Annotated in this window: 24 protein-coding genes; 11 read left to right on the top strand and 13 right to left on the bottom strand. The window is 72.2% G+C overall.

The window, feature by feature from the left end; translation table 11 throughout:
- The first annotated feature begins 78 nt into the window (after positions 1-78).
- Complete coding sequence (locus NON00_RS09050) at positions 79-435, top strand: PRC-barrel domain-containing protein (protein WP_256019991.1); 357 nt, start codon at positions 79-81, stop codon at positions 433-435.
- Here NON00_RS09050 and NON00_RS09045 read toward each other — a convergent pair.
- The 3 genes from NON00_RS09045 to NON00_RS09035 all read right to left on the bottom strand — a co-directional run bounded on the left by NON00_RS09045 (position 423) and on the right by NON00_RS09035 (position 2,750).
- Positions 423-935 carry a GAF domain-containing protein gene (locus tag NON00_RS09045; protein ID WP_256019989.1) on the bottom strand — a complete coding sequence of 171 codons (513 nt, stop codon included), beginning with the start codon at positions 933-935 and terminating at the stop codon, positions 423-425. The two genes, NON00_RS09050 and NON00_RS09045, sit on opposite strands and share 13 nt — an antisense overlap.
- A gap of 3 nt (positions 936-938) precedes the next feature.
- Positions 939-1,916: a tripartite tricarboxylate transporter substrate binding protein gene (locus tag NON00_RS09040; protein WP_256019988.1), complete on the bottom strand. Its 978-nt coding sequence runs from the start codon at positions 1,914-1,916 to the stop codon at positions 939-941.
- A 90-nt stretch (positions 1,917-2,006) separates the two neighbouring features.
- Positions 2,007-2,750: a FadR/GntR family transcriptional regulator gene (locus NON00_RS09035; protein WP_256019987.1), complete on the bottom strand. Its 744-nt coding sequence runs from the start codon at positions 2,748-2,750 to the stop codon at positions 2,007-2,009.
- Positions 2,751-2,875: 125 nt separating this feature from the next.
- Between NON00_RS09035 and NON00_RS09030 the strand changes: the two genes are divergently transcribed.
- The 4 genes from NON00_RS09030 (at position 2,876) to NON00_RS09015 (ending at position 7,789) form a co-directional block, all read left to right on the top strand.
- Positions 2,876-4,654 (top strand): gamma-glutamyltransferase family protein, encoded by a 1,779-nt coding sequence (locus NON00_RS09030; RefSeq protein ID WP_256019986.1) that lies wholly within the window; start codon positions 2,876-2,878, stop codon positions 4,652-4,654.
- A gap of 254 nt (positions 4,655-4,908) precedes the next feature.
- A complete protein-coding gene (locus NON00_RS09025; protein WP_256019985.1) occupies positions 4,909-5,919 on the top strand; it encodes a YncE family protein in 1,011 nt (336 codons plus the stop codon).
- Between the two features lie 7 nt (positions 5,920-5,926).
- Positions 5,927-6,733 carry a polysaccharide deacetylase family protein gene (locus NON00_RS09020; RefSeq protein WP_256019983.1) on the top strand — a complete coding sequence of 269 codons (807 nt, stop codon included), beginning with the start codon at positions 5,927-5,929 and terminating at the stop codon, positions 6,731-6,733.
- A gap of 108 nt (positions 6,734-6,841) precedes the next feature.
- A complete protein-coding gene (locus NON00_RS09015) occupies positions 6,842-7,789 on the top strand; it encodes a sterol desaturase family protein (protein WP_256019982.1) in 948 nt (315 codons plus the stop codon).
- 13 nt (positions 7,790-7,802) lie between these two features.
- Here the strand turns inward: NON00_RS09015 and NON00_RS09010 are convergent, their stop codons facing one another.
- The 7 genes from NON00_RS09010 to NON00_RS08980 all read right to left on the bottom strand — a co-directional run bounded on the left by NON00_RS09010 (position 7,803) and on the right by NON00_RS08980 (position 15,839).
- Positions 7,803-8,276: an Lrp/AsnC family transcriptional regulator gene (locus NON00_RS09010; protein ID WP_256019981.1), complete on the bottom strand. Its 474-nt coding sequence runs from the start codon at positions 8,274-8,276 to the stop codon at positions 7,803-7,805.
- A gap of 72 nt (positions 8,277-8,348) precedes the next feature.
- The gene (locus NON00_RS09005) at positions 8,349-9,566 is read right to left on the bottom strand and encodes a M20 family metallopeptidase (RefSeq protein WP_256019980.1); all 1,218 of its coding nucleotides are present in this window, start codon (positions 9,564-9,566) and stop codon (positions 8,349-8,351) included.
- A gap of 15 nt (positions 9,567-9,581) precedes the next feature.
- On the bottom strand, positions 9,582-11,147 hold the full coding sequence (nikE, locus tag NON00_RS09000) for an ABC transporter ATP-binding protein (protein ID WP_256019979.1): 1,566 nt from the start codon (positions 11,145-11,147) through the stop codon (positions 9,582-9,584).
- On the bottom strand, positions 11,144-11,974 hold the full coding sequence (locus tag NON00_RS08995; protein ID WP_256019978.1) for an ABC transporter permease: 831 nt from the start codon (positions 11,972-11,974) through the stop codon (positions 11,144-11,146). Before NON00_RS08995 ends, nikE begins: the two co-directional genes overlap by 4 nt.
- Positions 11,967-12,914: an ABC transporter permease gene (locus NON00_RS08990; RefSeq protein WP_256019976.1), complete on the bottom strand. Its 948-nt coding sequence runs from the start codon at positions 12,912-12,914 to the stop codon at positions 11,967-11,969. Before NON00_RS08990 ends, NON00_RS08995 begins: the two co-directional genes overlap by 8 nt.
- A 4-nt stretch (positions 12,915-12,918) precedes the next feature.
- Positions 12,919-14,478, bottom strand: a complete 1,560-nt coding sequence (locus NON00_RS08985; protein ID WP_256019975.1) for an ABC transporter substrate-binding protein — start codon at positions 14,476-14,478, stop codon at positions 12,919-12,921.
- A 53-nt stretch (positions 14,479-14,531) separates the two neighbouring features.
- Complete coding sequence (locus tag NON00_RS08980) at positions 14,532-15,839, bottom strand: M20 family metallopeptidase (RefSeq protein WP_256019974.1); 1,308 nt, start codon at positions 15,837-15,839, stop codon at positions 14,532-14,534.
- A 53-nt stretch (positions 15,840-15,892) separates the two neighbouring features.
- On the opposite strand from NON00_RS08980, the gene NON00_RS08975 reads away from it, so the two are divergent.
- Entirely contained in the window at positions 15,893-16,660 is a 768-nt protein-coding gene (locus tag NON00_RS08975) for a GntR family transcriptional regulator (RefSeq protein WP_256019973.1), read from the top strand.
- Between the two features lie 137 nt (positions 16,661-16,797).
- Here NON00_RS08975 and NON00_RS08970 read toward each other — a convergent pair whose 3' ends face one another.
- The gene (locus tag NON00_RS08970) at positions 16,798-17,211 is read right to left on the bottom strand and encodes a helix-turn-helix domain-containing protein (protein ID WP_256019972.1); all 414 of its coding nucleotides are present in this window, start codon (positions 17,209-17,211) and stop codon (positions 16,798-16,800) included.
- Positions 17,212-17,293: 82 nt separating this feature from the next.
- Between NON00_RS08970 and NON00_RS08965 the strand changes: the two genes are divergently transcribed.
- The 5 genes from NON00_RS08965 (at position 17,294) to NON00_RS08945 (ending at position 24,163) form a co-directional block, all read left to right on the top strand.
- Complete coding sequence (locus tag NON00_RS08965) at positions 17,294-19,498, top strand: heavy metal translocating P-type ATPase (RefSeq protein ID WP_256019971.1); 2,205 nt, start codon at positions 17,294-17,296, stop codon at positions 19,496-19,498.
- 76 nt (positions 19,499-19,574) lie between these two features.
- Positions 19,575-20,744 (top strand): acyltransferase, encoded by a 1,170-nt coding sequence (locus tag NON00_RS08960; RefSeq protein WP_256019969.1) that lies wholly within the window; start codon positions 19,575-19,577, stop codon positions 20,742-20,744.
- Positions 20,745-20,916: 172 nt separating this feature from the next.
- Complete coding sequence (locus NON00_RS08955; protein ID WP_256019968.1) at positions 20,917-22,041, top strand: alpha-hydroxy acid oxidase; 1,125 nt, start codon at positions 20,917-20,919, stop codon at positions 22,039-22,041.
- Entirely contained in the window at positions 22,038-22,634 is a 597-nt protein-coding gene (locus NON00_RS08950) for an HD family hydrolase (protein ID WP_256019967.1), read from the top strand. The genes NON00_RS08955 and NON00_RS08950 overlap by 4 nt, the downstream gene beginning before the upstream one ends.
- A 104-nt stretch (positions 22,635-22,738) precedes the next feature.
- Entirely contained in the window at positions 22,739-24,163 is a 1,425-nt protein-coding gene (locus NON00_RS08945) for a M20 family metallopeptidase (RefSeq protein ID WP_256019966.1), read from the top strand.
- Positions 24,164-24,300: 137 nt separating this feature from the next.
- Here NON00_RS08945 and NON00_RS08940 read toward each other — a convergent pair whose 3' ends face one another.
- Together NON00_RS08940 and NON00_RS08935 are read right to left on the bottom strand one after the other, a co-directional pair.
- Positions 24,301-25,170, bottom strand: a complete 870-nt coding sequence (locus NON00_RS08940; protein WP_256019965.1) for a VOC family protein — start codon at positions 25,168-25,170, stop codon at positions 24,301-24,303.
- Positions 25,167-25,882 (bottom strand): serine O-acetyltransferase (locus tag NON00_RS08935; RefSeq protein ID WP_256019964.1); only part of this gene is annotated, 716 nt, incomplete at its 5' end. The genes NON00_RS08940 and NON00_RS08935, both read right to left, overlap by 4 nt.

The following is a 25,882-nucleotide window of genomic DNA, read 5'->3' as shown; positions in this document are numbered from 1 at the left end:
CGCGGGGTTGCCGCGCAACCCGGCCCGGCATGGCGGGTTACAAGGGCCGATAACCCGCTACGTGAAAGGCAAGAGCCGATGCGCAACCCGCTGATCCTGGCCGGCGCGGCCGCCCTGCTGATGGCCGCCCCCGCCCTGGCGCAAACACCGACCCAGCTCGAAGCCAGCCAGCGCAGCGTCAACGCGCTGACGGATCGTGACGTCTACAGCAGCGACAATGTCGATATCGGTGAGATTGAGGATGTGATCCTCAATGCCGAGGGCCGTGCCGTGCTCGCCATCATCGAGGTGGAAGGGCGCCTCGGCCTGCGGGAGAAATATGTGGCGCTGCCCTTCGGCCAGGTCACGGTGCCGGCGGTGCGGAATGAACGCGCCACCCTGGCCATGACGGCCGAGCAGGTGAAGGCCCTCCCCGGCTTCCGCTACGCGGAGTAAGCCCCGCCCGACGCCCAGGCCCCGGCGGCGAACAGCGCCAGCGCCTGGGCGGCGGCACGGCGTGGCGGCGGCACCGCGGCCTCGCGCCACAGGAAGTTCAGCGTGCCGCGGCATTGCCCATTGAGCCGCACCGGCAGGTTCAGCACGGAACGCAGGCCCAGCCCCAGGATCAGAGGATGGTCCTCGAAAGCGGCGCGGATCGCCGCCTCGCCCTCGCCCAGAAAGGGCCGGCCCTCGATGAGCACCTGCTGGCCCCAGGCGGTGTCCCGCTTCGGCTTGCTGCCGCCCGGGGGATAGGCGGCATGGTCCGTGCTGAAGAGGCGCTGCACCGTCATCGTCGCGGCGTCGAAGCGCATGGCGGTGCACAGCGCATGGCCAAGCCAGCCGCGCGCCATCTCCTCCACCGCCACCAGCATCGCCAGGGGCTGGCCCGGGGCGGCCAGCGCCGCCTCCAGCCGCGTGATCTCGCCCGCGGCGAGCAGCAGGCCCGTCTCCGCCATCCCTTAATCCGCCGTGATGCCAAGCTGGCGGATCAGCGCCGACCAGCGCACGGCATCGGCGCGCAGCGTCGCGCCGAATTCGGCCGGGGTGGCATTGGCCACCTCCACGCCGATCTCGGCCATGCGCCCCTTCACCTCGGGCAGCATCAGCACGCGGTTGATCTCACGGTTGAGGCGGGCGACCAGCGCGGGGTCCATCCCGGCGGGGCCGAAGGCGCCATACCACACCGCCATCACCGCGCCCGGCACGGTCTCGGCCAGGGTCGGCACCTCAGGCACCAGCGGGCTGCGCTGCGCCTCGGTCACCGCCAGCAGCCGCAGCTTGCCATCCCGCGCCGGGGCGAAGGTCTGCGTGCCGGCACTGAAAAGCAACTGGGTCTGGCCGGCCACCGTGTCCACCACCGCCGGGGCGCCGCCGCGATAGGGCACATGCACCATCTCGATCCCCGCCATCTGCGCGAACATGGCGGCGCAGAGATGGTTGGTGGAACCGACCCCGGCGGAGGCATAGCTCAGCTTGCCGGGATTGGCCTTCGCATGGGCGATGAACTCGGCGACATTGCGCGCCGGCACCGAGGGGTGGATGACCATGGTGTTGGTCACATAAGCCAGCAGCGCGATCGGGCTGAAGGACTCCACACCGTTGAACGGCATGGTGCTGAACAGCGCGTCATTCATGGCGTGCGTGCTCATCGAGCCGAAGAGCAGCGTGTAGCCATCCGGCGCCGCCCGCGCCACGGCGGCGGAACCGATATTGCCGGAGGCGCCGGACCGGTTCTCCACCAGCACCGGCTGTCCGAGGGCATGGCGCAGATGCTCGGCGACGATGCGCGCCAGGATATCGGTGGAGCCCCCCGGCGCCCAGGGCACGATCAGGGTGACGGGCCGCTCCGGCCAGGTGGCGGCGGGCTGGGCCGCGGCGGGCAGGGCGGCCCCACCGCACAGCAGACCAAGGGCGGCACGGCGCGAAAGCTGAGTCATGGCATCACCTTCCAGCAGGCGGGGGGGCCGGTGTGGCATTTCTCCGGGAGCGTCCGGTTGGCCGCGCCGGTGGAACCGGCGCGGCATGGCTCAGGCCTGGCCGCGGGCCACGGCCTGTGGCGGGAGCGGCTGCGGCGCCTCGCGCGGCAGGGTGCCAGCCCAGGCATTGCCGGCGCGCAGCGCATCCCGCACCGACTGCGCCACGGCCTGGAGGTGCTCCCACATCGCCGCATGGGCGGCGGCGGGGTCACGCCCGGCGATGGCCTCGGCGATGCGGCGATGCTCGGCCACCGAGCGGCGGCGCACGGCCTCCGTGGTCACCGTGGCGCGCAGCCGGCCCCAGGCGGCACGGGCGCGGCAAGCCTCGAGCTGGTCGAACAGGCCGAGCAGCAGCGGGTTCTGCGCCGCCTGCGCCACGGCGCGGTGGAAGGCCATGTCCCAGCGGCCCCAGCTTTGCGGGTCCGTCGTCTCCGCGCCCCGGCGCACGGCCTGGTCGATGGCGGTGAGATCCTCGGCCCGGGCCTTGGCGGCGGCGAGGCCGGCCAGCTGCGGCTCCAGCGCCAGCCGCGCCTCCATGATGTCCGGCGGCGGGGTGACGGGCAGGGAGCGGGCGGGCTCGCTGGCCGGGCGGGGGCCCAGGAAAGTGCCCTGGCCGATGCCGCGCCAGAGCACGCCCTCCAGCTCCAGGCGGGAGAGAGCCTCGCGCAGCGCCCTGCGGCTGATGGCGAGGCGGGCGGAAAGCTCCCGCTCGGGCGCGAGGCGCGCGCCTTCGGGCAGGTTCTGTCCGGCGAGGTGTGCGCGCAGCGCGCGCAGGGCGTCGTCCCCTTTGCTCATGGAACCATGATACAAAGGTTTCATTTTGGGCAAAGCCATATTCCTGCCCTTGGCCGCTAAAAACGACTCATCCTAGGATAAAGCGACGAACCAAGGTAGATTGGTTCCAGTTTCTGGAAAAAGCCATGTTCACCACCCGCCCCGAGATCCGTGGCCGATTCGGCGCCGTCGCCAGCACCCACTGGATCGCCAGCGCCGTCGGCATGGGCGTGCTGGAGCGCGGCGGCAATGCCTTTGATGCCGCCATCGCCACCGGCTTCACCCTGCAGATCGTCGAGCCGCATCTGAACGGGCCAGGCGGCGAGGTGCCCATCATTCTCCATCGCCCCGGCCACGCGCCAGAGGTGATTTGCGGCCAGGGCCCCTGGCCGATGGCGGCGACACCCGCGCGCTTCGCCGCCCTCGGGCTGCGGCAGGTGCCGGGCACCGGGCTGCTGCCCGCCGTCGTCCCCGGTGCCTTCGACGCCTGGATGCTGCTGCTGCGCGATTACGGCAGCTGGACGCCGGCCCAGGTGCTGGAGGCCGCCATCGACTACGCAGAGAACGGCTTCCCCGTGCTGCCGCGCGTCGCCTCCTCCATCCTGGCGGCGCGCGACTTCTTCCTGGCGGAATGGCCCAGCTCGGCCGAGGCCTGGCTGCCCGGCGGCGAGGTGCCGCGCCCGCGCAGCCTGCTGAAAAGCCCCGCCATCGCCGCCACCTATCGCCGCATCCTGGCCGAGGCGGAGGCCGCCGGGCCGGACCGGATCCGCCAGATCGAGGCGGCGCGCGATGCCTTCTACCGCGGCTTCGTGGCCGAGGCGGTGGACCACTTCTACCGCCACGCCGCGCTGATGGATTCCTCCGGCCGCCGCAACCCCGGCCTGCTGACCGGGGAGGACCTCGCCCGCTACCGCGCCCGGCTGGAGCCCACCACCCGCCGCGACTACCACGGCTACACCATCCACAAGACCGGCCCCTGGGGGCAGGGCCCCGTCCTGCTCCAGGCCCTGGCGATCCTGGAGGGCTATGACCTCGCCGCCATGGACCCGGCCGGGGAGCGCTTCCTGCACACTGTGGTGGAGGCCATGAAGCTCGCCTATGCCGACCGCGAGGTCTTCTATGGCGACCCGGACGCGGTGGAGGTGCCGCTGGCCACCCTGCTCTCGGCGGAGCATGGCGCGGCGCGGCGGGCGCTGATCGGTGAAACCGCCTCCCCCGACCTGCGCCCGAGCGACCTGCCAGGGGCGGCGGCGCGCATGGCGCGCGTCCTGGCCATGGCCGGGGCGGAGCAGCCGGTGGGCCTCGGCCATGGCGAGCCGACCTTCGCCCCCCTGCCGGTGGAATGGGGCGATACCGTCCATCTCGATGTGGTGGACCGCTGGGGCAACATGGTCTCCGCCACGCCCTCCGGCGGCTGGCTGCAATCCTCGCCGGCGGTGCCGGGGCTGGGCTTCTCCATCTCCACGCGCGGGCAGATGGGCTGGCTGGAGCCGGGGCACCCCTCCACCGTCACCCCCGGCCTGCGCCCCCGCACCACCCTCACCCCCACCCTGGTCACCCGCCAGGGCGAGGGCTACCTGGCCCTCGGCACCCCGGGCGGCGACCAGCAGGACCAATGGACGCTCGCCGTCCTGCTGCGCCACCTGCATCACGGGCTGGACCTCCAGGCGGCGATCGACCTGCCGCTCTTCACCAGCCAGCATTTCCCCCAGTCCTTCTACCCGCGCGCCCTGCACCCCAACCGCCTTCTGGTGGAGGAGCGGATCGGCCTGCCCGCCATCACCGCCCTGCTGAAGCGGGGGCATGCGGTGCGGGTGGAACCGCCCTGGTCGCTCGGCCGGGTCTGCGCCGCCGGGCGGCGGGACGGCATGATCGTGGCCGCCGCGACGCCGCGCCTGATGCAGGCCTATGCCGTGGGCCGTTGAGGCTGCGCCTCTTGAGAGGGGCTTCGCCCCTCTCTGCACCTGTGCGGCAGTGCCGCGCAGCCACCAAAGGCCTGAGGCTTTTGGAAACCCTTTTGTGAGCCCCCTCAGCAGCGCACCGGTCTGGGCATGAGCGGGCCAGCCATGCAGCGGCACCGGGTGTCCCGTGCTGGCGGCGCAGGGGTGGGGCCTGCTAACTTCCTGTAAGCACCCCAGGCCCCAGGGGAGAGCCTCCCCCGCGTGAAAGCCTTGTTCTGATGCGTCTCTCCCGCCGCCAAGCCCTCTCCCTGCTGCCGGGCCTCGCCCTGGCGCCGCGCGCCGCCGGTGCCCAGGGGGGAACCACGCCCGCCGCCAGCCCGGCGGGGGATCTCGTCTTCGTCCTGAACTCGGGCGAGGCGAATATCCTGGTGCTCGACGCCGCGACGCGCGAGGAGAAGCGCCGCATCCCCGTGCTGCGGGAAGTCCACCACCTCGTCATGACGCCGGACGGCTCCACCCTGCTGGTGGGCGATTCCGGCGCCAATGAGATGCTCTTCCTCAACCCGCTGACGGGCGAGCTGATCAAGCGGGAGCCGCTCTCCAACCCCTACCACCTGGGCTTCAGCCCGGATGGGCGCTTCCTCTGCATCACCAGCCTGCGCCGCGATCAGGTGGACATCTATGCCTGGGACGGCTCGGCGCTGACCCTGGTCAAGCGCCACTCCCTCCCGGACATGCCGAGCCACCTGGCCTTCCGGCCGGATGGCAAGGTGGTCTACGTCACCCTCCAGGGCAACAACCTGCTGGCCGCCATCAGCCTGGAGGGGAATTTCGACCATCTCTGGAGCATGGAGATCGGCCCCGAGCCGGCCGGGGTGATGTGGAACCGGGGCAAGCTGCTGGTCGGCATCATGGGCAGCGACTACATCGCCGTGGCCGACCCGGAGACCCAGGCGGTGGAGCGCCGCATCGTCACCGCCCGCGGCGCCCACGCCCTGTTCTGGAACCTCAAGGGCGACACCATCTACGCCACCAGCCGGGTGGACAGCCGCATCACCACCATCGACCCGGAGACGCTCACCGTTACCCGCAGCCTGAAGGTGCCCGGCGGGCCGGACGATATCTCCTTCGACCCGCAGGGCCGCCTCTGGGTGACGCAGCGCTGGATCGCCAAGGTCGCCGTCGTCGATTTCGAGGCGGGGAAGGTGGAATCCATCCGCGCCGGGCGCTCGCCGCACGGGATTTTCTATGCCTCGGCCCAGGCGCTGCGCGCGCCGGCCACCAACTGAGCGGCGCATGGCGCGCCTTTCCCGCCGGGCCCTGCTGGGGGCGACGCTAGCGGCGGGGGCAGGCCCCGCCTTCGCTCAACCGGCCCCCGCCCCGGCCCCTGCACCGGCCCCGTCCACGCCTGCCCTGGCGCAGTGCCGGGCCGGCACGCTCTACCTGACCATCGATACCGGCTGGGGGCGCGAGGCGGAAATGATCGCCGCCATCCTCCGCCGCCGCGAGATCCGCGCCACGCTCTTCGTCGCCAATGAGCCGGATTTCCGCGGCGGCATGACGCTGGATGAAAGCTGGGGCCCCTTCTGGCGCGCCCGCGCCGCGGAGGGCCATGCCTTTGGCAGCCACACCTGGCGCCACTGGTATCTGGCCGGCGATGTCGGGGCGGAGCGCGTGCGCTATGCCTCCCGCCGCGCCGGCGAGGGCAGCGAGGTGCTGGACGCCGCCGCCCTGCGCGCCGAGCTGTCCCACCCCATCGCGGCGCTGCGCGCCCTGGCGCCGGCGGCGCGGGTGCTGCCGCTGTGGCGGGCGCCGGGCGGCCACACCACGCCGAATGCGCTGCGCCTCGCCGCCGCCGCCGGCTTCCGCCACCAGGGCTGGAGCGCCAATGGCTTCCTGGGGGATGAGCTGGACAGCGACCGCTTCCCCAACGCCACCCTGGCGGCGCGCGCCCTGCGCAGCATCCGCCCCGGCGAGGTTCTGCTGATGCACTGGGGCGTGCGCAGCCGGCGCGAGCCGCTGGCCCTGGTCCTGGAAGACATCCTGTCCGGCCTGCAGGCCAGGGGGTTCTGCTTCGCCACCCTGCCGGAGACGGGAGCCTAGACGGGAGCCTGGGCGCGGGCCTGGGCGGGGGCCTGGGCGGGGCACGGGGGAAGTTTGCGGTCCGGCCGGCCGGCCGGGCCATCGGGGGAAAAAGAGGGGAGCCAGCGCATGATCGAGGCGCTGCAGGATGCCTGGGATGCCGTCGCGGGCTGGATCTTCGAGACCCTGGTCCAGCCGGCGCTCTTCGCCGCCGGGCTGATGGAATGGGCCGAGGACGCCTTTGACTGGATCGGCTTCGTCATGTTCGGCGGCCTCCAGGTGGTGGTCGTCTATCTCATCTGCCGGCCGCTGGAGGCCTGGCGCCCGGTCGAGCCGCGCGAGGATGGGCGGAGCATCCGCACCGACATCCTCTACACGATGCTGACGCGGCTCGGCCTGCTGCCGCTGATCGCCTTCGTCGTCTTCGCCTCGGTGCAGGCGCGCATCTCCGGCATGGTGGCCGAGAGCGGCTGGATTCCGCCGACGCTGGAAATGCTGTTTCCCGTGCTGCGCGAATGGCCGCTGCTGGCACTGCTGGTCTATGTGGTGGTGATCGACTTCGGCGAATACTGGCGGCACCGCTTCCAGCACATGTTCGGCTGGTGGTGGGCGCTGCACGCCATCCACCACGCCCAGCGGCAGATGACCTTCTGGACGGATGACCGCAACCACATCCTGGACGACATGATCGGCGCCGTCTGGACAGGCGGGCTGGCGCTGCTGATCGGCGTGCCGCCCGGGCAGTTCCCCCTCATCGTCATCCTGCTGCGCGTGGCGGAAGCCCTCAGCCACGCCAATGTCCGCCTCTCCTTCGGGCGGGTGGGGGAATGGCTGGTGGTCTCGCCGCGCTTCCACCGGCTGCATCACGGCGTGCTCGGCTCGGGCGAGACGGGCAAGAACTACGCGGTGATCTTCCCCGTCTGGGACTGGATCTTCCGCACCGGCGATTTCCGCCGCGATGTCTTCCCCCGCACCGGGGACCCGGAACTGCCGGAGGATATGGCGACGGGTGGCTGGCTGCGCCAGCAATGGGCCGGTCTGCGCCGCATGGGCGCGGCGCTGGTGAAGGCGCGCTAGCCCCGGGCAGGCCCTAGCGCGCGGCGGGCAGCGGCAGGCGGTTGGAGACCTTCAGCCGCTCCAGCACGATGGAGGAACGCACCCGCGCCACGCTGTCATGCGCCAGCAGCGTGTCGTTGATCAGGCGCGAGAGGCCCTCAAGATCGGGCACGATGGCCTTCAGCAGGTAATCGGCATCGCCCGTCATGGCATAGGCTTCCTGGATCTCGCCCACGCGGGCGAGCAGTTCGCGGAAGCGGCGGGAATTATCGCCGCTATGGGCCGAGAGCGTCACCTGGATGAAGGCCAGCACGCGCAGGCCCAGCGCCTCGGCCGACAATTCGGCGCGGTAGCCCTGGATCAGCCCCGCCGCCTCCAGCGCCGCGCGCCGGCGCGAGCATTGGGAGGGGGAAAGGCCGATCCGCTCGCCCAGCTGCTGGTTGGTCAGCCGGCCATCGGCCTGCAGCGCCGCCAGCAGCCGCAGGTCGAAGCCATCCAGTTCCATCATGCCCATGCCCTCCCCCCGGCATCCTAGCCGGGGCGGAGGGGGCAGCCCAGCGGACAGCCAGCGGGCAGCCGCTCAGGCGCGCTCGCAGATCTCCAGGATGGTCAGCAGGTAGATGCGCACCATGTCGAGGAAGTCGGGAATATCCACCCGCTCATCCGGCATGGTGTTGTAGCGGCCGCCAGGGCCGCAGACGATGCCCTGCATCCCGCCCAGCGCGTGGAGATGCCCGGCATCCGTGCCATAGAAGCCCGGGGGAGTGATGGCGCCGGTGGGCTGCGGCACGCCGCGCACCGCCTGGTAGGCGCGGTTGATCGCCTGGACGATCGGGCTCTCCGGCGAGACCTCGAAGGCCGGCATGGGCTCGTGGCCGGTGCCCGCCTCCGTCGTCAGCGTCGCGCGCAGGCCGGGGAAGCGTGCTTCCAGCGCATCCAGCTCGCGCCGCATATCGGCCAGCGCGCCCTCCTCCGTCTGCCCCGGCGCGTAGCGGCCGGAGCCGCGGATGCGCACGAAATCGGCCACCTGCGGCGCGCGCCACTCATGCAGCTCCCGCCCCAGCGCGCCGCGCAGCACGCCGACATGGACACGGTTGATCTTCTTGTGCTCGGGCGAGAGCGCGCCGCTGAAGGTCATGGCGTTGAGGCGCGGCACCAGGTCGACGGCGGCGGCGATGGCATCCACCGCCTCCTCCCGCTTCGAGAGATGGCGCGTGTCGCCGGTCAGCTCGATGACGAAGGTGAAGGCGGCGGCATGCATCGTCAGCGCCGCGAGGTCGGTCGGCTCGCTGTTGATGAAATAGTCGGCGCGCAGCCCCTGCTCCATCAGCGCGCGGGTGCCGATGCCCCCCTGCAGCTCGCCCACGACGAAGGTGAGGATGACATCGCCCTTCAGCTTCACCCCGGCGCGCAGCAGTGTCTTGACGGCGCAGAGATAGGCCGCGTCGCCCGCCTTCATGTTGGAGACGCCGATGCCGTAGATGAAGCGGTCATCGACCTTGCCGCCCCAGGGATCGACGGTCCAGCCCTCGGTCGCCGGGTTGGTGTCGAGATGGCCGTTGAACAGCAGGCTGTGCCCGCCGCCCGTGCCGCGCAGCCGGCCGACGGCGTTGATGCGCCCGCCCGGCACCGGCGTGAGTTCCGTCTCCAGCCCCAGCGCCTCAAGCTGGCGGCCGACCTCCTCGACCAGCGCGCGCTCGCCCGCGGTCTGGCTGTAGCTCTTGTGCCGCACCAGGGCGGCGAGGGTGTCGAGGCAATCCTGCTCGTCAATGCGGGCGAGGAGGTCCTGCGGTGTCATGCGAAGCACTCGCTCTCAGCCAACCGGCGCCGGGGAGGCGGCGATCAGCGCCTGGGTGTAGGGATGCGCATCCGCCGCGCCGATCTGGGCGGCCTCGCGCAGATCCACCATCTCGCCCGCCCGCATCACGGCGATGCGGTGCGCGATCTGGCGGATCAGGTTGATGTCGTGGGTGATGAAGAGATAGGCCGTGCCGTGCCGCCGCCGCAGCTCCAGCAGCAGCTCGATGACCTGCGCCTGCACGGAGACATCGAGCGCCGCCGTGATCTCGTCGCAGATGACGAGCGCGGGGTTGGCCGCGAAGGCGCGGGCGATGGCGACGCGCTGCTTCTCGCCCCCCGAAAGCTGGTGCGGGTATTTGCGGGCATAGTCGGCCGGCAGGCGGACTTCCTCGAGCAGGCGCGGAATCTCGCCAAGGCTGCCGCCATGCAGCCGCAGCGGCCGGGTCAGGATCTCGCCGATGCGCATGCGCGGGTTCAGCGAGGAATCCGGGTGCTGGAACACGATCTGCACGGTGCGGCGGTAATCGCGGCGCATCGCGCGCGGATGGGTGATGGCGCGGTCCAGCGCCTCGATCCGCCCCTCGAAGCGCGCGAGCCCCGTCAGCGCCCGCGCCAGCGAGGATTTGCCCGAGCCGGATTCGCCCACCACGCCGAGGATCTCGCCCGCGCGGATGGAGAAGCTGGTGGGCTGCGTCGCCGGCGGCGGGGCCGGGCGGAAGAGGCGGCGGCGCGCGTAATGCACGCTGACACCCTGCACCGCCAGGACACGCTCCGGTGCCGGCAGATCCGTGACCAGCCGGCGATCCGGCCGCGGCACGGCGGCGACGAGCTGGCGCGTATAGGGGTGCCGGGGGGTGCGGAACACCGCCCCGGGCGAGCCCTGCTCGACGATCGCGCCCTGCCGCAGCACGGCGACGCGGTCCGCCACGCGCGAGACCAGCGCGAGATCATGCGAGATGTAGAGCGCCGCCACCCCCGTGCGCTCGCGCAGCCGGGCGAACAGCTCCAGGATGCGCGCGCCGGTGATGACGTCGAGCGCCGTGGTCGGCTCGTCGAAGAGGATCAGCTCCGGCCGCGTGGCGAAGGCGCTGGCGATGAGGATGCGCTGCTTCTCGCCGCCGCTCGCCTCATGCGGGAAGCGGCGCATCAGCGCGGCGGGCTCGCGCAGTTCGACCTCGCGCAGCGCCTCCTCCGCCGCGTCGCGCGCCTCGGCGCGGGAGAGGCCGCGATGGCGCATCAGCACCTCGATGACCTGCTCGCCCAGGCGCAGCGTCGGGTTGAGCGCGGTGGAAGGGTCCTGGAAGACCATGCCGATGCGCCGGCCGCGGATGGCGGCGAGGCCCGCCGCGTCCAGCCCGCGCAGATCGACATCCCCGAGCCGCAGCCTGCCGCTCTCCTGCGCCGTGCGCGGCAGGTGGCGCATGATGGACCAGGCGAGGGAGGATTTGCCCGAGCCGGACTCGCCCACCAGCCCGAGCACCTCGCCCGCGCCGATGGCGAGGCTGACATCGCGCAGCGCGTGCCGCACCCCCGCCCCGCTGCGGTAGGAGAGGGAAAAATTCTCGACGCTGAGGATCATCGCTCATCCCTCGGATTCAGCGCGTCGCGCAGCCCGTCGCCGAGCAGGTTGAAGGCGATGGCGGTGAGCGCGATGGCCACCGAGGGCGCGATGATGATCCACGGCGCCTGGTGCACGAAGCGCCGCGCCTCGGCCACCATCAGCCCCCATTCCGGCGCCGGCGGCTGCGCGCCGAGGCCGAGGAAGCTCAGCGTGGCGAAGAGCATGACGGCGAAGGCGACGCGGATCGTCGCCTCGACGATCATCGGCCCCACCACATTGGGCAGCATCTCGCGCAGCACGATGAAGGCCGCGCCCTCGCCGCGCGCCAGCGCCGCCTTCACATAGTCCTGCGCCCGCACCGCCAGGGCGACGGAGCGCGTGACGCGCGCCATGCCGGGGGTGAAGGCGATGGCGATGGCCAGCGTGGCGTTGAGGCTGCCCTTGCCGAGGCTGCTGACCAGCAGCAGCGCCATCAGCAGGCCGGGAATGGCCATCACGGCATCGACATTGCGCATGATCGCCTCATCCCACCGCCCGCCGAGATAGGCGGAGAGCGTGCCGATGACAGCGCCCGCCAACGTGCCGAGCAGCGTCGCCAGCAGCGCCAGCAGCACGGTGGCGCGCGCACCCACCATCAGGCGGCTCAGCACGTCGCGGCCCAGCTGGTCGGCGCCCAGCCAGTTCTCCGCCCCCGGCGGGCGGAAGCGGCCGAGGAAGTCGATCGCCTCCGGATCGCGCGGCGCGAGTTCGGGGCCGAGCAGGCAGAGCAGCAGGATCAGCGCCAGCATCGCCACGGCCACCGCGCCCTGCGGCGTGCGCAGGAGGCGGCGCAGCAGGTCAGTCATAGCGGATCCTCCGGTCCAGCAGGGCATAGGCGATATCGGCCAGGGTGCTGGCCAGGGCATAGGTCACCGCCATGATCATCGCCCCCGCCTGGATCGCCGGCAGGTCGCGCGCCGTGACGGCGACGATCAGTTGCCGCCCGATGCCGGGAATGGCAAAAATCTCCTCCACCACGATGATGCCGCCAAGCAGATAGCCGACATCCAGCGCCACGATGGTGATGACCGGCAGCAGCGCGTTGCGCAGCGTGTGGCGCAGCAGGATGCTGCGGCCGGGCAGGCCCTTCAGCCGCGCCGCGCGGATATAATCGCTGTGCAGCACGTCGATCGTCTCGGAACGCACCATGCGCGAGACATGCGCCACCATGATCAGCGAGACGGTGAGCACCGGCAGCGCCAGATGGGCGAGCGAATCCGCCACATCCTCGGTGAGCGGCACATAGCCGGTGGCCGGCAGCCATTGCAGCCGGTCGGCGAAGAGCATGACGACGAGCGTCGCGATGACGAATTCCGGCAGCGAGACGCCGAGATAGGAGACGAGGCCGGTGACGAGATCCGCCGCCCGCCCCTGGCGCAGCGCCGCCCAGAGGCCGAGCGGAATGGCCACCATCAGCATCAGCGCCAGCGCCAGCCCCGCCAGCAGCAGCGAGCGCGAGAGCGCCACCAGCATCATCGGCCCGACCGGCTGGCCCGTCCGCATGGACAGGCCGAAATCCCCGGTCAGCGCGCCGCCCAGCCAGCGGGCATATTGCAGCCAGAGCGGGTCGCCCAGCCCGAGGCGCAGCCGCAGCGCGGCCAGGGCCTCGGGCGTGGCGTTCTCGCCCAGCAAAGTCACGGCGGCATCGGCCGGCAGCACCTGGGTGATGCCGAAGACCAGCACCGACACCACCAGCACCGTGTAGACAACCAGCAGAAGCCGCCGCAGCAGCCAGGACGCGCTCAACGCCTCAGCCCCGGCGCGGCGCGCCCTCGCCCAGCCAGGCGAGGTCGAGGCGATAGACGGAGCCGCGCGGATGCGCCGCATAGCCCTGCACATAGCTGCGCCGGGCCTGGAGGATGTCGAAGAAGGCCGGGATCAGGGACGGCACCTGCTCATGCATCAGCGTCTGGGCACGGCCATAGAGGCCGCGGCGCCTGTCCTCATCCGTCGTGCCGCGCGCGTCGGAGACGAGGCGGTCGAACTGCGCGTTGTTCCAGCGCGTCTCGTTCCACGCCGCGTCCGAGGTGTAGAGCAGGGAGAAGATGCCATCCGCCGTCGGCTGCATGTTGTAGTAGCCGACGTAGAAATTGCCCTTCTTCCACACCTGGTCGAGATAGGTGGCGTGCGGCATGGTCTGCACGGTGATGCGGAAGCCGGCGGCGCGCGCCATCTCGCGCAGCGCCACGGCGAGCTGCGCCCGCGTGCCCGGCGTCTCGGAGGCCACCAGCGTCACATCCAGCCCGTTCGGATGGCCGGCCTCGGCCAGGAGCTGCTTCGCCCGCGCGATGTCGGGCTTCTTCAGCGGCTGGTCGCGGAAGAAATGGTAGGCGCTGTTCATCGGGCTGTCATTGCCCGGCGTGCCATAGCCCTGGGCGACGAAGCCCACCATCGCCGCGCGGTCCACCGTCAGCGCGAAGGCCTGGCGGACGCGCACATCGTTGAAGGGCGGCGTGTCGCAGCCCATGTTCACGTTGAGGAACAGGCCCGAGGGCACGCGCATGGCGCTGACGCCGCGCGCCGCCTCCAGCCGCGCGAACTCGCTCTGGCCGGCATTGCTCAGCAGGTCCACATCGCCCGAGATCAGCGCCGAGGCCTCGGCCGTCGGGTCGGGGAAGACCATCACCTCGACACGGTCGAGATAGGGGCGCGCCGGGTCGTAATAGGTTTCGTTGCGGGCGACGACGATGCGCCGGTCCGGCTCGTAGGAGACGAGGCGGAAGGGCCCCGTGCCCACCGCCTCGCGCGAGAGGCGGTCGATCTCGCCGGCCACGGCGAAGCGCGCGGGGATGATGCGCGCGGTGGTGAAGGCCACGGCCACCGGCAGGTCCGCATAGGCCGATTTCAGCGTGAAGAGGACGGTGCGCGCATCCTTCGCCTCCACCGTGGCGATGGGGCCGACATTGGCGCGCGCGGGCGAGGCCGTCTTCGGGTCGAGGATGGCGCGGAAGGTCGCCGCCACATCCTCCGCCGTGCAGGGCGCGCCGTCGTGGAAGCGCAGATTCTCGCGCAGCACGAAGGTCCATTCGGTCAGCGCCTCGTTGGCGGACCAGGATTCGGCGAGGTCCGGCTCCGGCGTCATGTCCGGGCGCAGCCGCGTCAGATTGCTGTAGAGCAGCTCGGTGACGAGGTATTCCGGGTTCACCCGCGCGCGCAGCGGGTGGATGACGCTGGCCGCCTGGTCCACCGAGACGCGCAGCGTGCCGCCACGGCGCGGCGTGGCGGCGGCCGTCTGGGCCAGGGGAAAGCGCGGCGCGAGGGCCAGGGCGGAGACACCGCCCAGCAGCAGGCGGCGGGAAAGGATCGTCATGCGGGGCTCCTGCGGTGAGGCCGGGTGGGCGTCGTTCTTGGTGGCGGCGGCGCTCATGCCGCGCGGTCGGCGGGCGGGATGAGCGCCGGCGCGAAATCGGCGGCGAGATAGGCCAGGACGCTCTGCGCCAGGGCCACGATGTCGCCGGGGGTGGTGTATTCGCCGGGGGCGTGGATGGCGTTCTCCGCCCGGCCGAGGCCGGTCAGCAGAACCTCGCTCCGCCCCGTCGCCTGCTGCACCCAGCCGAAATCGGAGCAGCTGGAGGCGCCCCAGACGCGGAATTCCTCGGGCCGGTAGCCGAAGCCCTGGCTGAGCGCCGCCTGCCAGCGCGGCCAGTGCGGGCCATAGGGGTCTGCCGTGGGCATCAGATGGCCGACCAGCAGGATCTCCGCCCCCGCGCCGGGCGGCAGGGCGGCGCGGATGGTCGCCTCGATCTCGGCCCGCGCGGCCTCATAGGATTCCTCGGGCGGGTAGCGGCGGTTGAGGGTGATCTCGAAGCTGGCCGGCACCTGCCCGCCGCTGCCCGTGCCGCCGCGCACCGCGGCGATGGAGAGGCTGGCCGCCAGCGGCCGCCCCTCCCACCAGGGTGGCGGGGGCAGGGTGGAGCGGCGCTCCGCCACCACCGGCTTCAGCGCGGCCAGGGCGTTCAGCACCGGCAGCCCGGCCTCCACCGCGTTGACGGCGCCGGCGGCATCCCCCGCATGGGTGGTGCGCCCGGTGATGCGGACCAGCAGGTTGAACACGCCGAAGCAGCCGGACCAGATGCGCGGCCCGGCGCTGCCGTTGAAGTTCAGCACATGGCCTTCGACCAGCCCCTGCTCGGCGAGGTAGCGCACGCCGGGATAGAGGCCGCCCTCCTCATCCGTGCAGAGCAGCAGCTGCGGGTCATAGGCCAGCGGGATGGCGCAGGACTCGGCGGCGCGCAGCGCCAGCAGCGTGGCGGCGATGCTGCCCTTCATGTCCGCGGCCCCGAGGCCGTGCAGCTTCTCCCCCACGCGGGTGAGGTGGAAGGGGTCGGTGGTCCAGCCCTCGGCGGGGGGGACGGTGTCCGTGTGGAAATAGAGGCCGAGCACCGGCCGCCCGCTGCGCCGCGTGGCGATCAGGTTCACCCGCTCGCCACAGGCGGGGCCGCCGGGCACGCGCCACAGCGCCTCCGGCACGCTGACGCGCCGCGTTTCCAGGCGCAGCGGCGCCACCAGCGCCTCCATCAGCCGGGCGAAGGCGGCATAGCCCTGCCCGGGCGGGAAGGAGGTATCCACCGCGACCATGCAGGACAGGTCACGCACCGCGCTCTCGACATGCGCGGCGATGTGGCGGAAGCCCTGTTCGAGCCCGGCCGGGACGGAGGGAGAAGAAGGCATCTGGCGACGCGCTCTCGTTTCTCTATTCTATATAGATATTGGACGGACTTCCTATGCCACCTGTCAAGAGCCTCTCGGATGAGCGGGCTGTGCCGGCTGCGCGCGCGGCCCTGCCCGTGCCCCTGTACGAGCACGTCAAGCGTTTGATTTCAGAGCAGATCCTGATGGGCGCCTGGCCCCCCGGCACGCCGGTGCCGGGGGAGGTGGCGCTGGCCGCGCAATATGGCGTGGCGGTGGGCACGGTGCGCCGCGCCCTGGCCGACCTGGTGGCGGAGGGGCTGCTGGCGCGGCGGCGCAAGCTTGGCACCATCGTCACCGGGCGGGCGCCGCAGCACAGCCTGCGCTTCTTTTTCCAGTATTTCCGGCTGCATGGCGCGGATGGCAGCCTGCTGCACTCGGAGACGCGCGTGCTCTCCGTGCGGCGGGAGGCGGCCAGCGACTCGGAGGCGGCGGCCTTTGGCGGTGCCGGGGAGGTCATCCGCATCCACCGGCTGCGCCTGCTGCGCGGCGTGCCGGCCATGCATGAGCGCATCGCCCTGCCCGCCGCGCGCCTGCCGGATTTCCCGCTGGAGCCGGCGGCGGTGCCCGCCCTGCTCTACCGCCACCTGCTGGAACATTACGGCATCCGCGTCTCCGCCGTGCGGGAGCAGGTGACGGCCGCCCTGGCCACGCCGGAGGATGCCCGCCTGCTCGGCCTCACCGGGCCGGAGGCGCTGCTGGTCATCCACGATACGGGCTATGATCAGGCGGGCGACGCCGCCATCCAGGGCGAGCACCGGGCGCTGACGCGCGAGACCTGTTATCTGAATGAGGTACGGTAAGAGCGTTCTTTTTTGAAAAAAAGAACCAAAAAACTTTTGTCAGTTTGCGTCCCGCTGTGCCGGGAGATGGCGGCAGCCTGAAAAAGTCTTTTTGCTTCTTTTTCTTCAGAAAAAGAAGATATCTATACTTTTTCCATCTATATTTTTTCCATCACAGGCGACAGCGCCTCGACAATCCGGCATTCCGCGATCGTTCCGCCCTCCCGCCCGCAGAGCAGATTGGCCAGTTCGGCGCGCAGGGCGGTGAGGTCGGCGATCTTGCGCTCCACCTCCTCCAGATGGGCGCGGGCGATGCCGTGCACGGCATCACAGGCATGGTCAGGATGCGCCGCGAGGTCGAGCAGCGCGCGCACCTGATCCAGCGAGAAGCCGAGGTCGCGCGCCCGGCGGATGAAGCTCAGCCGCACCAGCTGGGCCAGGCCATAGGCGCGGTAATTGCCGGCGGTGCGCGGCGGCGCGGGCAGCAGCCCCTCGCGCTCATACCAGCGGATGGTTTCCGCCTTGGTGCCGGTGGCCTTGGCCAGCGCACCGATGCTCAGACCCTGGGACATAGGCTCTTGACCCTGTAGCGACTACAGGCCCCATCTGGTGCGTCACGCCCGCCGCGACAAGCCGGGCGCGATGGAGGCCCCCATGCCTGACGACACCCGCGCCCCTGGCCAAGCCCATACCCCGGGCGAAGCCCGCTCTGGCACCGCGCTCCGCTACCATGTGGCGGGGATGGACTGCCCCTCCTGCGCCGGGAAGGTGGAGACGGCGCTCTCCCGCCTGCCCGGCACGGCGGCGGTGCGCATCAATTTCCAGACCCAGATCCTCGCCTTCGAACTCGACGAGGCGGCCACCCCGCGCGGCGATGTGGAGGCGCGCATTCGCGCCCTCGGTTACGGCATGGCCCCGGTGGAGGCGCCGCGCGTGGTGGCGGAGGGCGCCACGCCGGAACCGGAGGCCGCCCCCTCGCCCTGGCTCTCCCGCCTCTGGCCCTCCCAGCTTTGGGCCGACCGCAAGCTGCGGCTGGCGGCGCTGCTCGGCGCCCTGCTGGCCGCGGGCTTCGCGGTGGAGCACCTCGCCCCCGCGCTCGGCGCCCTGCCCTGGTGGCCGGCGGCGGCGCTCGGGCTCTGGGTGTTCGGGCGCAAGGCCATCGCCCTGGCGCGCAGCGGCAGCCCCTTCAGCATCGAGATGCTGATGTCCATCGCGACCCTCGGCGCGCTCGCCATCGGCGCGGCATCGGAGGCGGCGATGGTCGTCTTCCTCTTCACCATTGGCGAGGTGCTGGAGGGTGTGGCGGCCGGCCGGGCGCGCTCGGGCATCGCGGCGCTGGGCGCGCTGGTGCCGCGGCAGGCGCTCAAGCTGGAGGCGGGCGTGGCCCGCCCCGTCCCCGCCGCCACGCTGCGGCCGGGCGATACCATCCTGGTCCGCCCGGGCGACCGCATCGCCGCCGATGGCGTGCTGCTCTCCGGCGAATCCGAGGTGGATGAAAGCCCGATCACCGGCGAGTCCATCCCCGTGGCCAGGGCGGCGGGGGATGCGGTGCGGGCCGGCAGCGTCAATGGCGGCGGCGTGCTGGAGGTGCGGGTGGAGCGCGCGGCGGAGGACAACACCATCGCCCGCATCATCCGGCTGGTGGAGCAGGCGCAGGAGGCCAAGGCCCCCACCGCCCGCTTCATCGAGCGCTTCGCCGCCTGGTACACCCCGGCGGCGGCGGGGGTGGCGCTGCTGGTGGCGGTGCTGCCGCCGCTGCTGGCGGGCGGCGCGTGGGACACCTGGCTCTACCGCGCCCTGGCGCTGCTGCTGGTGGCCTGCCCCTGCGCGCTGGTGCTCTCCACCCCGGCGGCCATCGCCTCCGGCCTCGCGGCGGGCACGCGGCGCGGGCTGCTGGTGAAGGGCGGCGCCGCGCTGGAGACGATCGGCCGCGTCCGCGCCATCGCCTTCGACAAGACCGGCACGCTGACCGAGGGGCGGCCGCGCGTCACCGACACCCTGCCGCTGGTGGGGCCGGAGCGGCCGCTGCTGGGCATCGCCGCCTCGGCGGAGAGCGGCTTCTCCCACCCGCTGGGCCGCGCCATCCAGGCCCGCGCGGCGGAGGAGGGCATGCCCCTGCGCCCCGTGCGCGAGGCCCGCGCCCTGCCGGGGCGGGGGGTGGAGGCGGTGGTCTCCGGCAAGGCCGTGGTGGTCAGCGCGCCGTTCCACGCCGCCACCCTGGCCCCCCTGCCCGAGCCGGCCGCCGCCGCCGTGGCGCGCTGGGAGGCGGAGGGCAAGACGGTGGTGGTGGTGACGGTGGAGGGCACGCATACCGGCCTCATCGCCATCCGGGATGAGCCGCGCGCCGATGCGGCGGCGGGCATCGCGGCGCTGCGCGCCCTCGGCCTGCGCCCGGTGATGCTGACGGGCGACAACCCGCGCACCGGCGCCGCCATCGCCGCCACGCTGGGCATCGCGGTGCAGGCCGGGCTGCTGCCGGAGGAGAAGCAGCGCGCGATCGCGGCGCTGGAGGCACCCTCCGCCATGGTGGGGGATGGCATCAACGACGCCCCGGCGCTGGCCGCCGCCTCGGTCGGCATCGCCATGGGCGGCGGGACGGATGTGGCGCTGGAGACGGCCGATGCCGCCCTGCTGCACGACCGGGTGCTGGATGTGGCGGCGCTGGTCGGCCTCTCCCGCGCGACGCTGGCCAATATCCGGCAGAATGTCGCCATCGCCCTCGGCCTGAAGGCGGTCTTCCTGGTGACGACGGTGGCCGGGCTGACCGGCCTCTGGCCCGCCGTGCTGGCCGATACGGGGGCGACGGTGCTGGTCACGCTGAACGCCCTGCGCCTGCTGCGGCACCGTTTCGCCGCCTGAACGGCCACCCTACCGGAACGGGGGCGGGCGGGTATAATCGCCGGGTTCCAGCCCGGCCACGGACCCGCCCGCCCCGATGATCCTGCTTTCCATTCTGGTGGGCTTCCTGGCCTGCTTCCTCCTGGCCGGGTGGCTCGCCCGGCAGGGCGCGGTGCCGCTGCCGCCGGCCAGCGGGCGGCTGGGCTGCATCGACGGGCTGCGCGGCTATCTCGCCCTCGGGGTGGTGGTGCACCACTTCGCCGTCGCCCAGGGCGAATGGCTCACCGGGCAGTGGGAGGACCCGCCGCCGGGGCTGCTGGTCACCCTGGGCCAGGGTGGCGTGATCCTGTTCTTCATGGTCACCGGCTGCCTCTTCGCCGGCAAGGCGCGGCAGGACCCGCGGCAGGTGGAATGGGGGCGGCTCTATCTGGGCCGGCTCTTCCGGCTGGGGCCGATGATGTGGTTCGCCACGGCCCTGCTGGTGCTGCTGGCCGCCCTGGCCAGCGCGGGGCCCGCGCAGTGGCGCCCCGCCGCCGATGCCCTGGCGATCCTGGCCTGGCTCGGCTTCCTCGCCTCGCCGGACCTGTTCGGGGTGGAGAAAAGCTGGCGCATCGTCGCCGGCGTCACCTGGACGCTGCGCTTCGAGTGGGCCTTCTATCTCGCCCTGCCGCTGCTGGGCCTGGTGCTGCACCGGGGGCGGCGCCTGGCCCCGCCGGGGCTGCTGCTCGGCGCCGGGCTGCTGCTGTCCTACCTGCTCTTCCAGGCGCATATGGCCGGCCTTCTTCTCAGTGGCATCCCCGGGCTGGGCCGCCCCCTCGCCCTCGCGCCGCTGTTCCTCACCGGCCTCTGCGTGGCCGTGCTGCGCGAGCGGGAGGAACTGGCCCGGCTCCTGCGCGGCCCCGCCGCCGCCCTGGCCGGGACCGCCGCGCTGGCGGCGATGCTCTTCCTCTTCCCCACCGCCTATGGCGCGGCGCAATACCTGCTGCTGACGGCTTTCTTCCTGCCGGTGGCCTGCGGCAATCCCTATTTCGGCCTGCTGCGCCAGCCGGCCAGCATCGTGCTGGGGGAGATCAGCTACAGCCTCTACCTGCTGCATGGGCTTGTGCTGTTCACGGCCTTCCACTTCACCGCCCTGCCGGCGGCGGGGTGGAGCCTGCTGCCCCCGCTGATGCTGCTGACCACCCTGGCCGCCAGCCTGACCCACCGGCTGGTGGAGCGCCCGGGCATCGCCCTGGGCCGCCGGCTGGCCGCGCGCCGCGTGGCGTGACACTGACGGGGAGACGCCCCATCCCGAGGAAAGGGTTTCCAAAGGCCTCAGGCCTTTGGTGGGGAGAGTTTGAGAGGGGCGAAGCCCCTCTCAAGGCCATGCCTCCCCTGCTTTCCCTGCGCTTCTGACACCGGATGCACGCCATGCCGGGCCATGCTAGGCCAGGGCCACCATGGCGCTTCCCCCCAGCCCTCTCCCCCCCGGCCCTCTCTCCCCTGGTCTTGTCTCCCTCGCGGATTACGAGCATCTCGCCGCGCGGCGTCTGGCCGGCCCGGCCTGGGCCTATCTCTCCGGCGCGGCGGATGACGGGCTGACCGCGCAGGACAACCGCGCCGCCTTCGCCCGGCTGCGGCTGCGCCCGCGCGCCCTGGCCGATCTGCGTGGCGGCCATACCCGGCTGCGCCTCCTCGGCCAGGATCTCGAACACCCCATCCTGGTCGCCCCCAGCGCCTATCACCGCCTCTTCCACCCGGAGGGGGAGGCCGCCACCCTGGCCGGGGCCACGGCGCTGCGCGCGCCGGTCGTGGTCAGCGCCCAGGCCAGCCTGCCGCTGGAGCCGCTGGCCCAGGGCGCCAGCCCCGCCCCCTGGTTCCAGCTCTACATCCAGCCGGACCGCGCCTTCACCCTGGCGCTGCTGCGGCGGGTCGAGGCGGCGGGCTATGCCGCGCTGGTGGTCACGGTGGACGCCCCGGTGAGCCTGCGGCAGGCGGAGGAGCGGGCGGGCTTCCGCCTCCCCCCCGGCATCGGCCCGGTGAACCTGGAAGGCGCGGCCCTGCCCCCCGCCCCCGCTCTGGCGCCGCATGAGCCGGGCATCCTCGCCGGCCCCATGGCCCATGCCGCGCGCTGGGAGGATATCGCCGCGCTGCGCGCCGCCACGCGCCTGCCGCTGCTGCTCAAGGGTATCCTGACGCCGGAGGATGCCGCGCAGGCCCTGGCGGCCGGGGCGGATGGGCTGATCGTCTCCAACCATGGCGGCCGCGTGCTGGACGGGCTGCCGGCCAGCCTGGACGCCCTGCCCGGCGTGGCGCGGCAGGTGGCCGGGCGGGTGCCGGTGCTGCTCGATGGCGGCATCCGCCGCGGCACGGATGTGCTGAAGGCCCTCGCCCTCGGCGCCCGCGCGGTGCTGGTGGGGCGGCCGGTGCTGCACGGGCTGGCGGTGGGGGGTGCGCTCGGCGTCGCCCATGTGCTGAAACTGCTGCGGGCGGAGTTGGAGGTGGCCATGGCGCAGACCGGCTGCGCCACGCTGGAGGCCATCACCCCCGATGTGCTGTGGCCCGCGAAGGAAGGGGCGCCATGACGGATGAGGAGATCGACGGCCTGCTGGCCTTCCTGCGCGCGGCGGAGGCGCTGAAGGGCGTGCTGCGCAGCGCCCATGGCTCGGGCGGGCGGCAGGAGAGCACGGCCGAGCACAGCTGGCGGCTCGCCCTGATGGCCATGGTGCTGGCGCGCGGCCTTGGCCCGCTCGACATGGCGAGGCTGCTGAAGCTCTGCCTGGTGCATGACCTGGGCGAGGCATTGCATGGCGATATCCCCGCCCCCGAACAGGCCAGCCGGCAGGCAGAAGGGCAGGCGGGCGGGCAGGGCGGCAAGGCGGCGCAGGAGCGGGCCGACCTCGCCACCCTCACCGCGCCCCTGCCCGCCCCGGAACGCGCCGAGATCCTGGCGCTGTGGGAGGAATACGAGGCCGGCGCCACGCGCGAGGCCGCGCTGGTCAAGGGCCTCGACAAACTCGAAACCCTTTTGCAGCACAGCCAGGGACGCAACCCGCCCGGCTTCGACTATGCCTTCAACCTCGATTACGGCCGCGCCCGCACGGCGGCCGACCCGCTGCTGGCCCGGCTGCGCGCGCGGCTGGACGCGGCGACGCGCGGCCGCATGGCGGGGGGCTGACGCCGCCCGCCGCCGGGCCTATAGCGGAGGGGACTGCCACCACAGCCGGGGCGCCAGGACCATCCGGCCCGCGCGCGCGCCCCGCGAGACCGGGATACCCCCTGATGCAGAACTCGCCCGAGATCTGGCGCCATGTGGACGCCAAGGCGCCGGAAATGATCGCCCTCGCCGATCGCGTCTGGGACATGCCGGAGCCGCTCTACACCGAGTTCCGCTCCGCCGCCGAGCATGCCGAGGAACTGAAGCGCCAGGGCTTCCGCGTGGAGACCGGCGTGGCCGGCATCCCCACCGCCCTGGTGGCCGAGGCCGGCGAGGGCGGCCCGGTCATCGCCATCCTCGGCGAGTATGACGCCCTGCCCGGCCTCTCCCAGGAGGCGGGCGTGGCCGAGCATCGCCCGGTCGCGCATCATAACGGCTTCGGCCATGGCTGCGGGCACAACCTGCTGGGCGCCGGCGCCGCGCTGGCGGCCACGGCGGTGAAGAACTGGCTGGCCGAGAAGGGCATCCAGGGCCGCGTCCGCTACTATGGCTGCCCGGCCGAGGAAGGTGGCGCCGCCAAGGCCTTCATGGCCCGCGCCGGCCTCTTCGAGGATGCGGACATCGCCATCACCTGGCACCCCGGCCATTTCGCCGAGGTGGCGCCGCCGGCCTCGCTGGCCAATAGCCGGGTGGATTTCATCTTCACCGGCCGCTCCAGCCACGCCGCCGCCGCGCCGCATCTGGGCCGTTCCGCGCTGGATGCCGTCGAGCTGATGAATGTCGGCGTCAACTACATGCGCGAGCACATGGATAGCGCGGCGCGCATCCACTACGCCTATCTCGATGCCGGCGGCATCGCGCCCAACGTGGTGCAGGGCCGGGCGAAGGTGCGCTACTCCATCCGCCACCCGGATATGCGCGGCATGCGCGAACTGGTGGAGCGCGTGCGGAAGATCGCGCAGGGCGCCGCGCTGATGACCGAGACACAGGTGGAGGTGCAGGTGATCAGCGCCGTCGCCAACCTGCTGCCGAACGAGCCGCTGGAGGCCGCGCTGCAGGTGGAGCTGGAGCGCCTCGGCCCGCCGCAGTTCGATGCCGCTGACCGCGCCTTCGCCGAACAGATCCGCGCCACCCTCTCGCCCGAGGATCTGCGCGCGCCCTTCGCCGGGGCGGGCCTGCCCTTCGAGGCGGACAAGGCCCTGTGCGACCAGATCGTGCCGCGCGGCACCCCGCGCAAGCTGATGCTGGGCTCCACCGATGTGGGCGATGTCTCCTGGGTGGTGCCGACGGTGCAGGCCAATGGCGCCACGGCGGCCATCGGCACGCCCTTCCATTCCTGGCAGCTGACGGCCCAGGGCAAGAGCCCGCATGCCCACAAGGGCATGGTGCATGTGGCCAAGGCCATGGCGGCCACCGCCATCGCCGCCATCGAGAACCCGGCCCTGATCGCCGCCGCCAAGGCCGATCTGGCCAAGCGCCTCGATGGCGAGCCCTATGTCTGCCCGATCCCGCCGGAGGCGCAGCCGCCACTGGAGATGTCGAAGGGCTAAATTATTGATTTAAAGTCATCTTCTTTTTCTGAAGAAAAAGAAGCAAAAAGACTTTTTCCGTCTGGCGTCCCGCCTCAGGCCTGAAGCGGGACGCCAACTGAAAAAAGTTTTTTGGTTCTTTTTTCCAAAAAAGAACCTTACTGCTCAACAAACCGAAGCAAGACATTCCCGCAGGCCGCCACATCGCGCAGGGCGAGGGCACCGGGCAGGGCCTCAAAGGCCACGCCATTCGCCTCCAGCACGCCGCGGGCGGCGGCGAGGTCGCGCACCGCCACATCGATCCCGGCCCCGGCAGCCTCGCCTGGCGGCAGTGCCGGGCCACCGGCCAGGGCGGGCAGCACGCGGAAGACGCCCTGCTCCGTCCGCGCCACATGGCCCGCCCCCTCCGGCGTGACAGCCTCGGCACCATAGAGCCGGGCGAGGCGGGCGAGCACCGGCGCCGGGTCGGCCGCCACATAGGTCACCGCCGCCACATGGGTGGCGCCATTGGCGTGGCGCATCCATTCGGGCACCCAGAGCAGATGCGGCTTGTGCTGCTGCGCCAGGAAATGCCCGATGCGCGGCAGCTCCGGTTCCACGCTGACCTCCAGCGAGACCACCGCCTCGTCCCATTCCCCGCCCGGCGGGCGGACACGGCGGCGGAAGCCGATATGGCCGTTGAAGCGGGCGCCGCGCGCCTCCATCGCCGCGCGATCCCCGGCGGCGTCGCGGCTGTGCAGGGCAACGAGCGACATCCCCTCGCGCTCCGCCAGGGCATCGCGCATATGGCGGCCGAAGCGGAATTCCCCCACCGGCATTTCGTCGATCAGGCTGTCATCATAGATCCCCATCAGTTCCAGCGCCGAGCGTTCCAGCACGGCGAGGCTGGTGCTGGTGCCCCAGGGGTGCCGGCCCACCGGCGTCACCGTGAAGCCGAGGCGGGTGTAGAAGCCCCGTGCCGCCTCGATGTCGCGCACCAGGATCAGCGGATGGTCGATGCCCGGCAGGCGGGGCGGGATCTGGCTCATGCGGCGGGCTCCGGCAGGTCGGTGGGGAAATAAGGATGGCGGGAGGCGCGGCGTGGCGTGGCGGGGTTGCCGGCCACGGTGCTGCGCGGCGCCACATCGGCCAGCACCACGCTGCCGGCGGCGACCACGGCATAGGCGCCGATCTCGATCGGCCCGAGCAGCGCCGCCCCCGCCCCGATCACGGCACCGCGGCGCAGCTTGGGGTGGCGGTCCGCGCCGCCCTGCATCAGCGTGCTGCCCAGGGTGACGCCGTGCCACAGGCTGCAATCATCCTCGATCACCGCCGTCTCGCCGATGACGAGGCCGATGCCGTGGTCCAGGAACAGCCCGCGCCCGAGCCGCGCGGCGGGGTGGATATCGGCGCCCAGGGAGGCGGCGGCGCCGGTCTTCACCGCCATGGCCAGGGCCTCGCGCCCCTGCCGCCAGAGCCGGTGCGCCAGCCGGTGCGCCACCAGGATGTGGAAGCCCCGCCCGCCGATCCAGGTGCCCGGCAGGCCGCCCGGCTCGAAATTGCGGGTGGTGATGGCGCCGAGATCGGCCAGGGCGGCGGCCACGTCCTGCGGCGCGGCGGTGAAGCTCTCCCGCGCCAGGGCGGCCAGGGCCGCGCGCTCCACCCAGGCGGGGCGGACCAGCCGGGCGAGCAGATCGGCCAGCCCCGCGGGGGGGGTGGCGGCGCCGGGGGTGGCGGCCAGCGCCCCGGCCAGCGCGGCCT

It is taken from the genome of Roseomonas sp. GC11, from assembly GCF_024437745.1.
Taxonomy (GTDB): domain Bacteria; phylum Pseudomonadota; class Alphaproteobacteria; order Acetobacterales; family Acetobacteraceae; genus Pseudoroseomonas.
This window is presented reverse-complemented; position numbering and strand designations above follow the sequence as displayed.

Bases quoted from the DNA above. Each gene is read 5' to 3' on its own strand.
- NON00_RS09005 (WP_256019980.1), bottom strand. From the start codon at position 9,566: ATGACACCGCAGGACCTCCTCGCCCGCATTGACGAGCAGGATTGCCTC.
- NON00_RS08995 (WP_256019978.1), bottom strand. From the start codon at position 11,974: ATGACTGACCTGCTGCGCCGCCTCCTGCGCACGCCGCAGGGCGCGGTG.
- NON00_RS08955 (WP_256019968.1), top strand. From the start codon at position 20,917: ATGGCGCTTCCCCCCAGCCCTCTCCCCCCCGGCCCTCTCTCCCCTGGT.
- NON00_RS09015 (WP_256019982.1), top strand. From the start codon at position 6,842: ATGATCGAGGCGCTGCAGGATGCCTGGGATGCCGTCGCGGGCTGGATC.
- NON00_RS09020 (WP_256019983.1), top strand. From the start codon at position 5,927: ATGGCGCGCCTTTCCCGCCGGGCCCTGCTGGGGGCGACGCTAGCGGCG.
- NON00_RS09025 (WP_256019985.1), top strand. From the start codon at position 4,909: ATGCGTCTCTCCCGCCGCCAAGCCCTCTCCCTGCTGCCGGGCCTCGCC.
- NON00_RS09040 (WP_256019988.1), bottom strand. From the start codon at position 1,916: ATGACTCAGCTTTCGCGCCGTGCCGCCCTTGGTCTGCTGTGCGGTGGG.
- NON00_RS09045 (WP_256019989.1), bottom strand. From the start codon at position 935: ATGGCGGAGACGGGCCTGCTGCTCGCCGCGGGCGAGATCACGCGGCTG.
- NON00_RS08985 (WP_256019975.1), bottom strand. From the start codon at position 14,478: ATGACGATCCTTTCCCGCCGCCTGCTGCTGGGCGGTGTCTCCGCCCTG.
- NON00_RS08970 (WP_256019972.1), bottom strand. From the start codon at position 17,211: ATGTCCCAGGGTCTGAGCATCGGTGCGCTGGCCAAGGCCACCGGCACC.
- NON00_RS08960 (WP_256019969.1), top strand. From the start codon at position 19,575: ATGATCCTGCTTTCCATTCTGGTGGGCTTCCTGGCCTGCTTCCTCCTG.
- NON00_RS09010 (WP_256019981.1), bottom strand. From the start codon at position 8,276: ATGATGGAACTGGATGGCTTCGACCTGCGGCTGCTGGCGGCGCTGCAG.
- NON00_RS08945 (WP_256019966.1), top strand. From the start codon at position 22,739: ATGCAGAACTCGCCCGAGATCTGGCGCCATGTGGACGCCAAGGCGCCG.
- NON00_RS08965 (WP_256019971.1), top strand. From the start codon at position 17,294: ATGCCTGACGACACCCGCGCCCCTGGCCAAGCCCATACCCCGGGCGAA.
- NON00_RS08980 (WP_256019974.1), bottom strand. From the start codon at position 15,839: ATGCCTTCTTCTCCCTCCGTCCCGGCCGGGCTCGAACAGGGCTTCCGC.
- NON00_RS08940 (WP_256019965.1), bottom strand. From the start codon at position 25,170: ATGAGCCAGATCCCGCCCCGCCTGCCGGGCATCGACCATCCGCTGATC.
- nikE (WP_256019979.1), bottom strand. From the start codon at position 11,147: ATGATCCTCAGCGTCGAGAATTTTTCCCTCTCCTACCGCAGCGGGGCG.
- NON00_RS08950 (WP_256019967.1), top strand. From the start codon at position 22,038: ATGACGGATGAGGAGATCGACGGCCTGCTGGCCTTCCTGCGCGCGGCG.
- NON00_RS08975 (WP_256019973.1), top strand. From the start codon at position 15,893: ATGCCACCTGTCAAGAGCCTCTCGGATGAGCGGGCTGTGCCGGCTGCG.
- NON00_RS09035 (WP_256019987.1), bottom strand. From the start codon at position 2,750: ATGAGCAAAGGGGACGACGCCCTGCGCGCGCTGCGCGCACACCTCGCC.
- NON00_RS09030 (WP_256019986.1), top strand. From the start codon at position 2,876: ATGTTCACCACCCGCCCCGAGATCCGTGGCCGATTCGGCGCCGTCGCC.
- NON00_RS09050 (WP_256019991.1), top strand. From the start codon at position 79: ATGCGCAACCCGCTGATCCTGGCCGGCGCGGCCGCCCTGCTGATGGCC.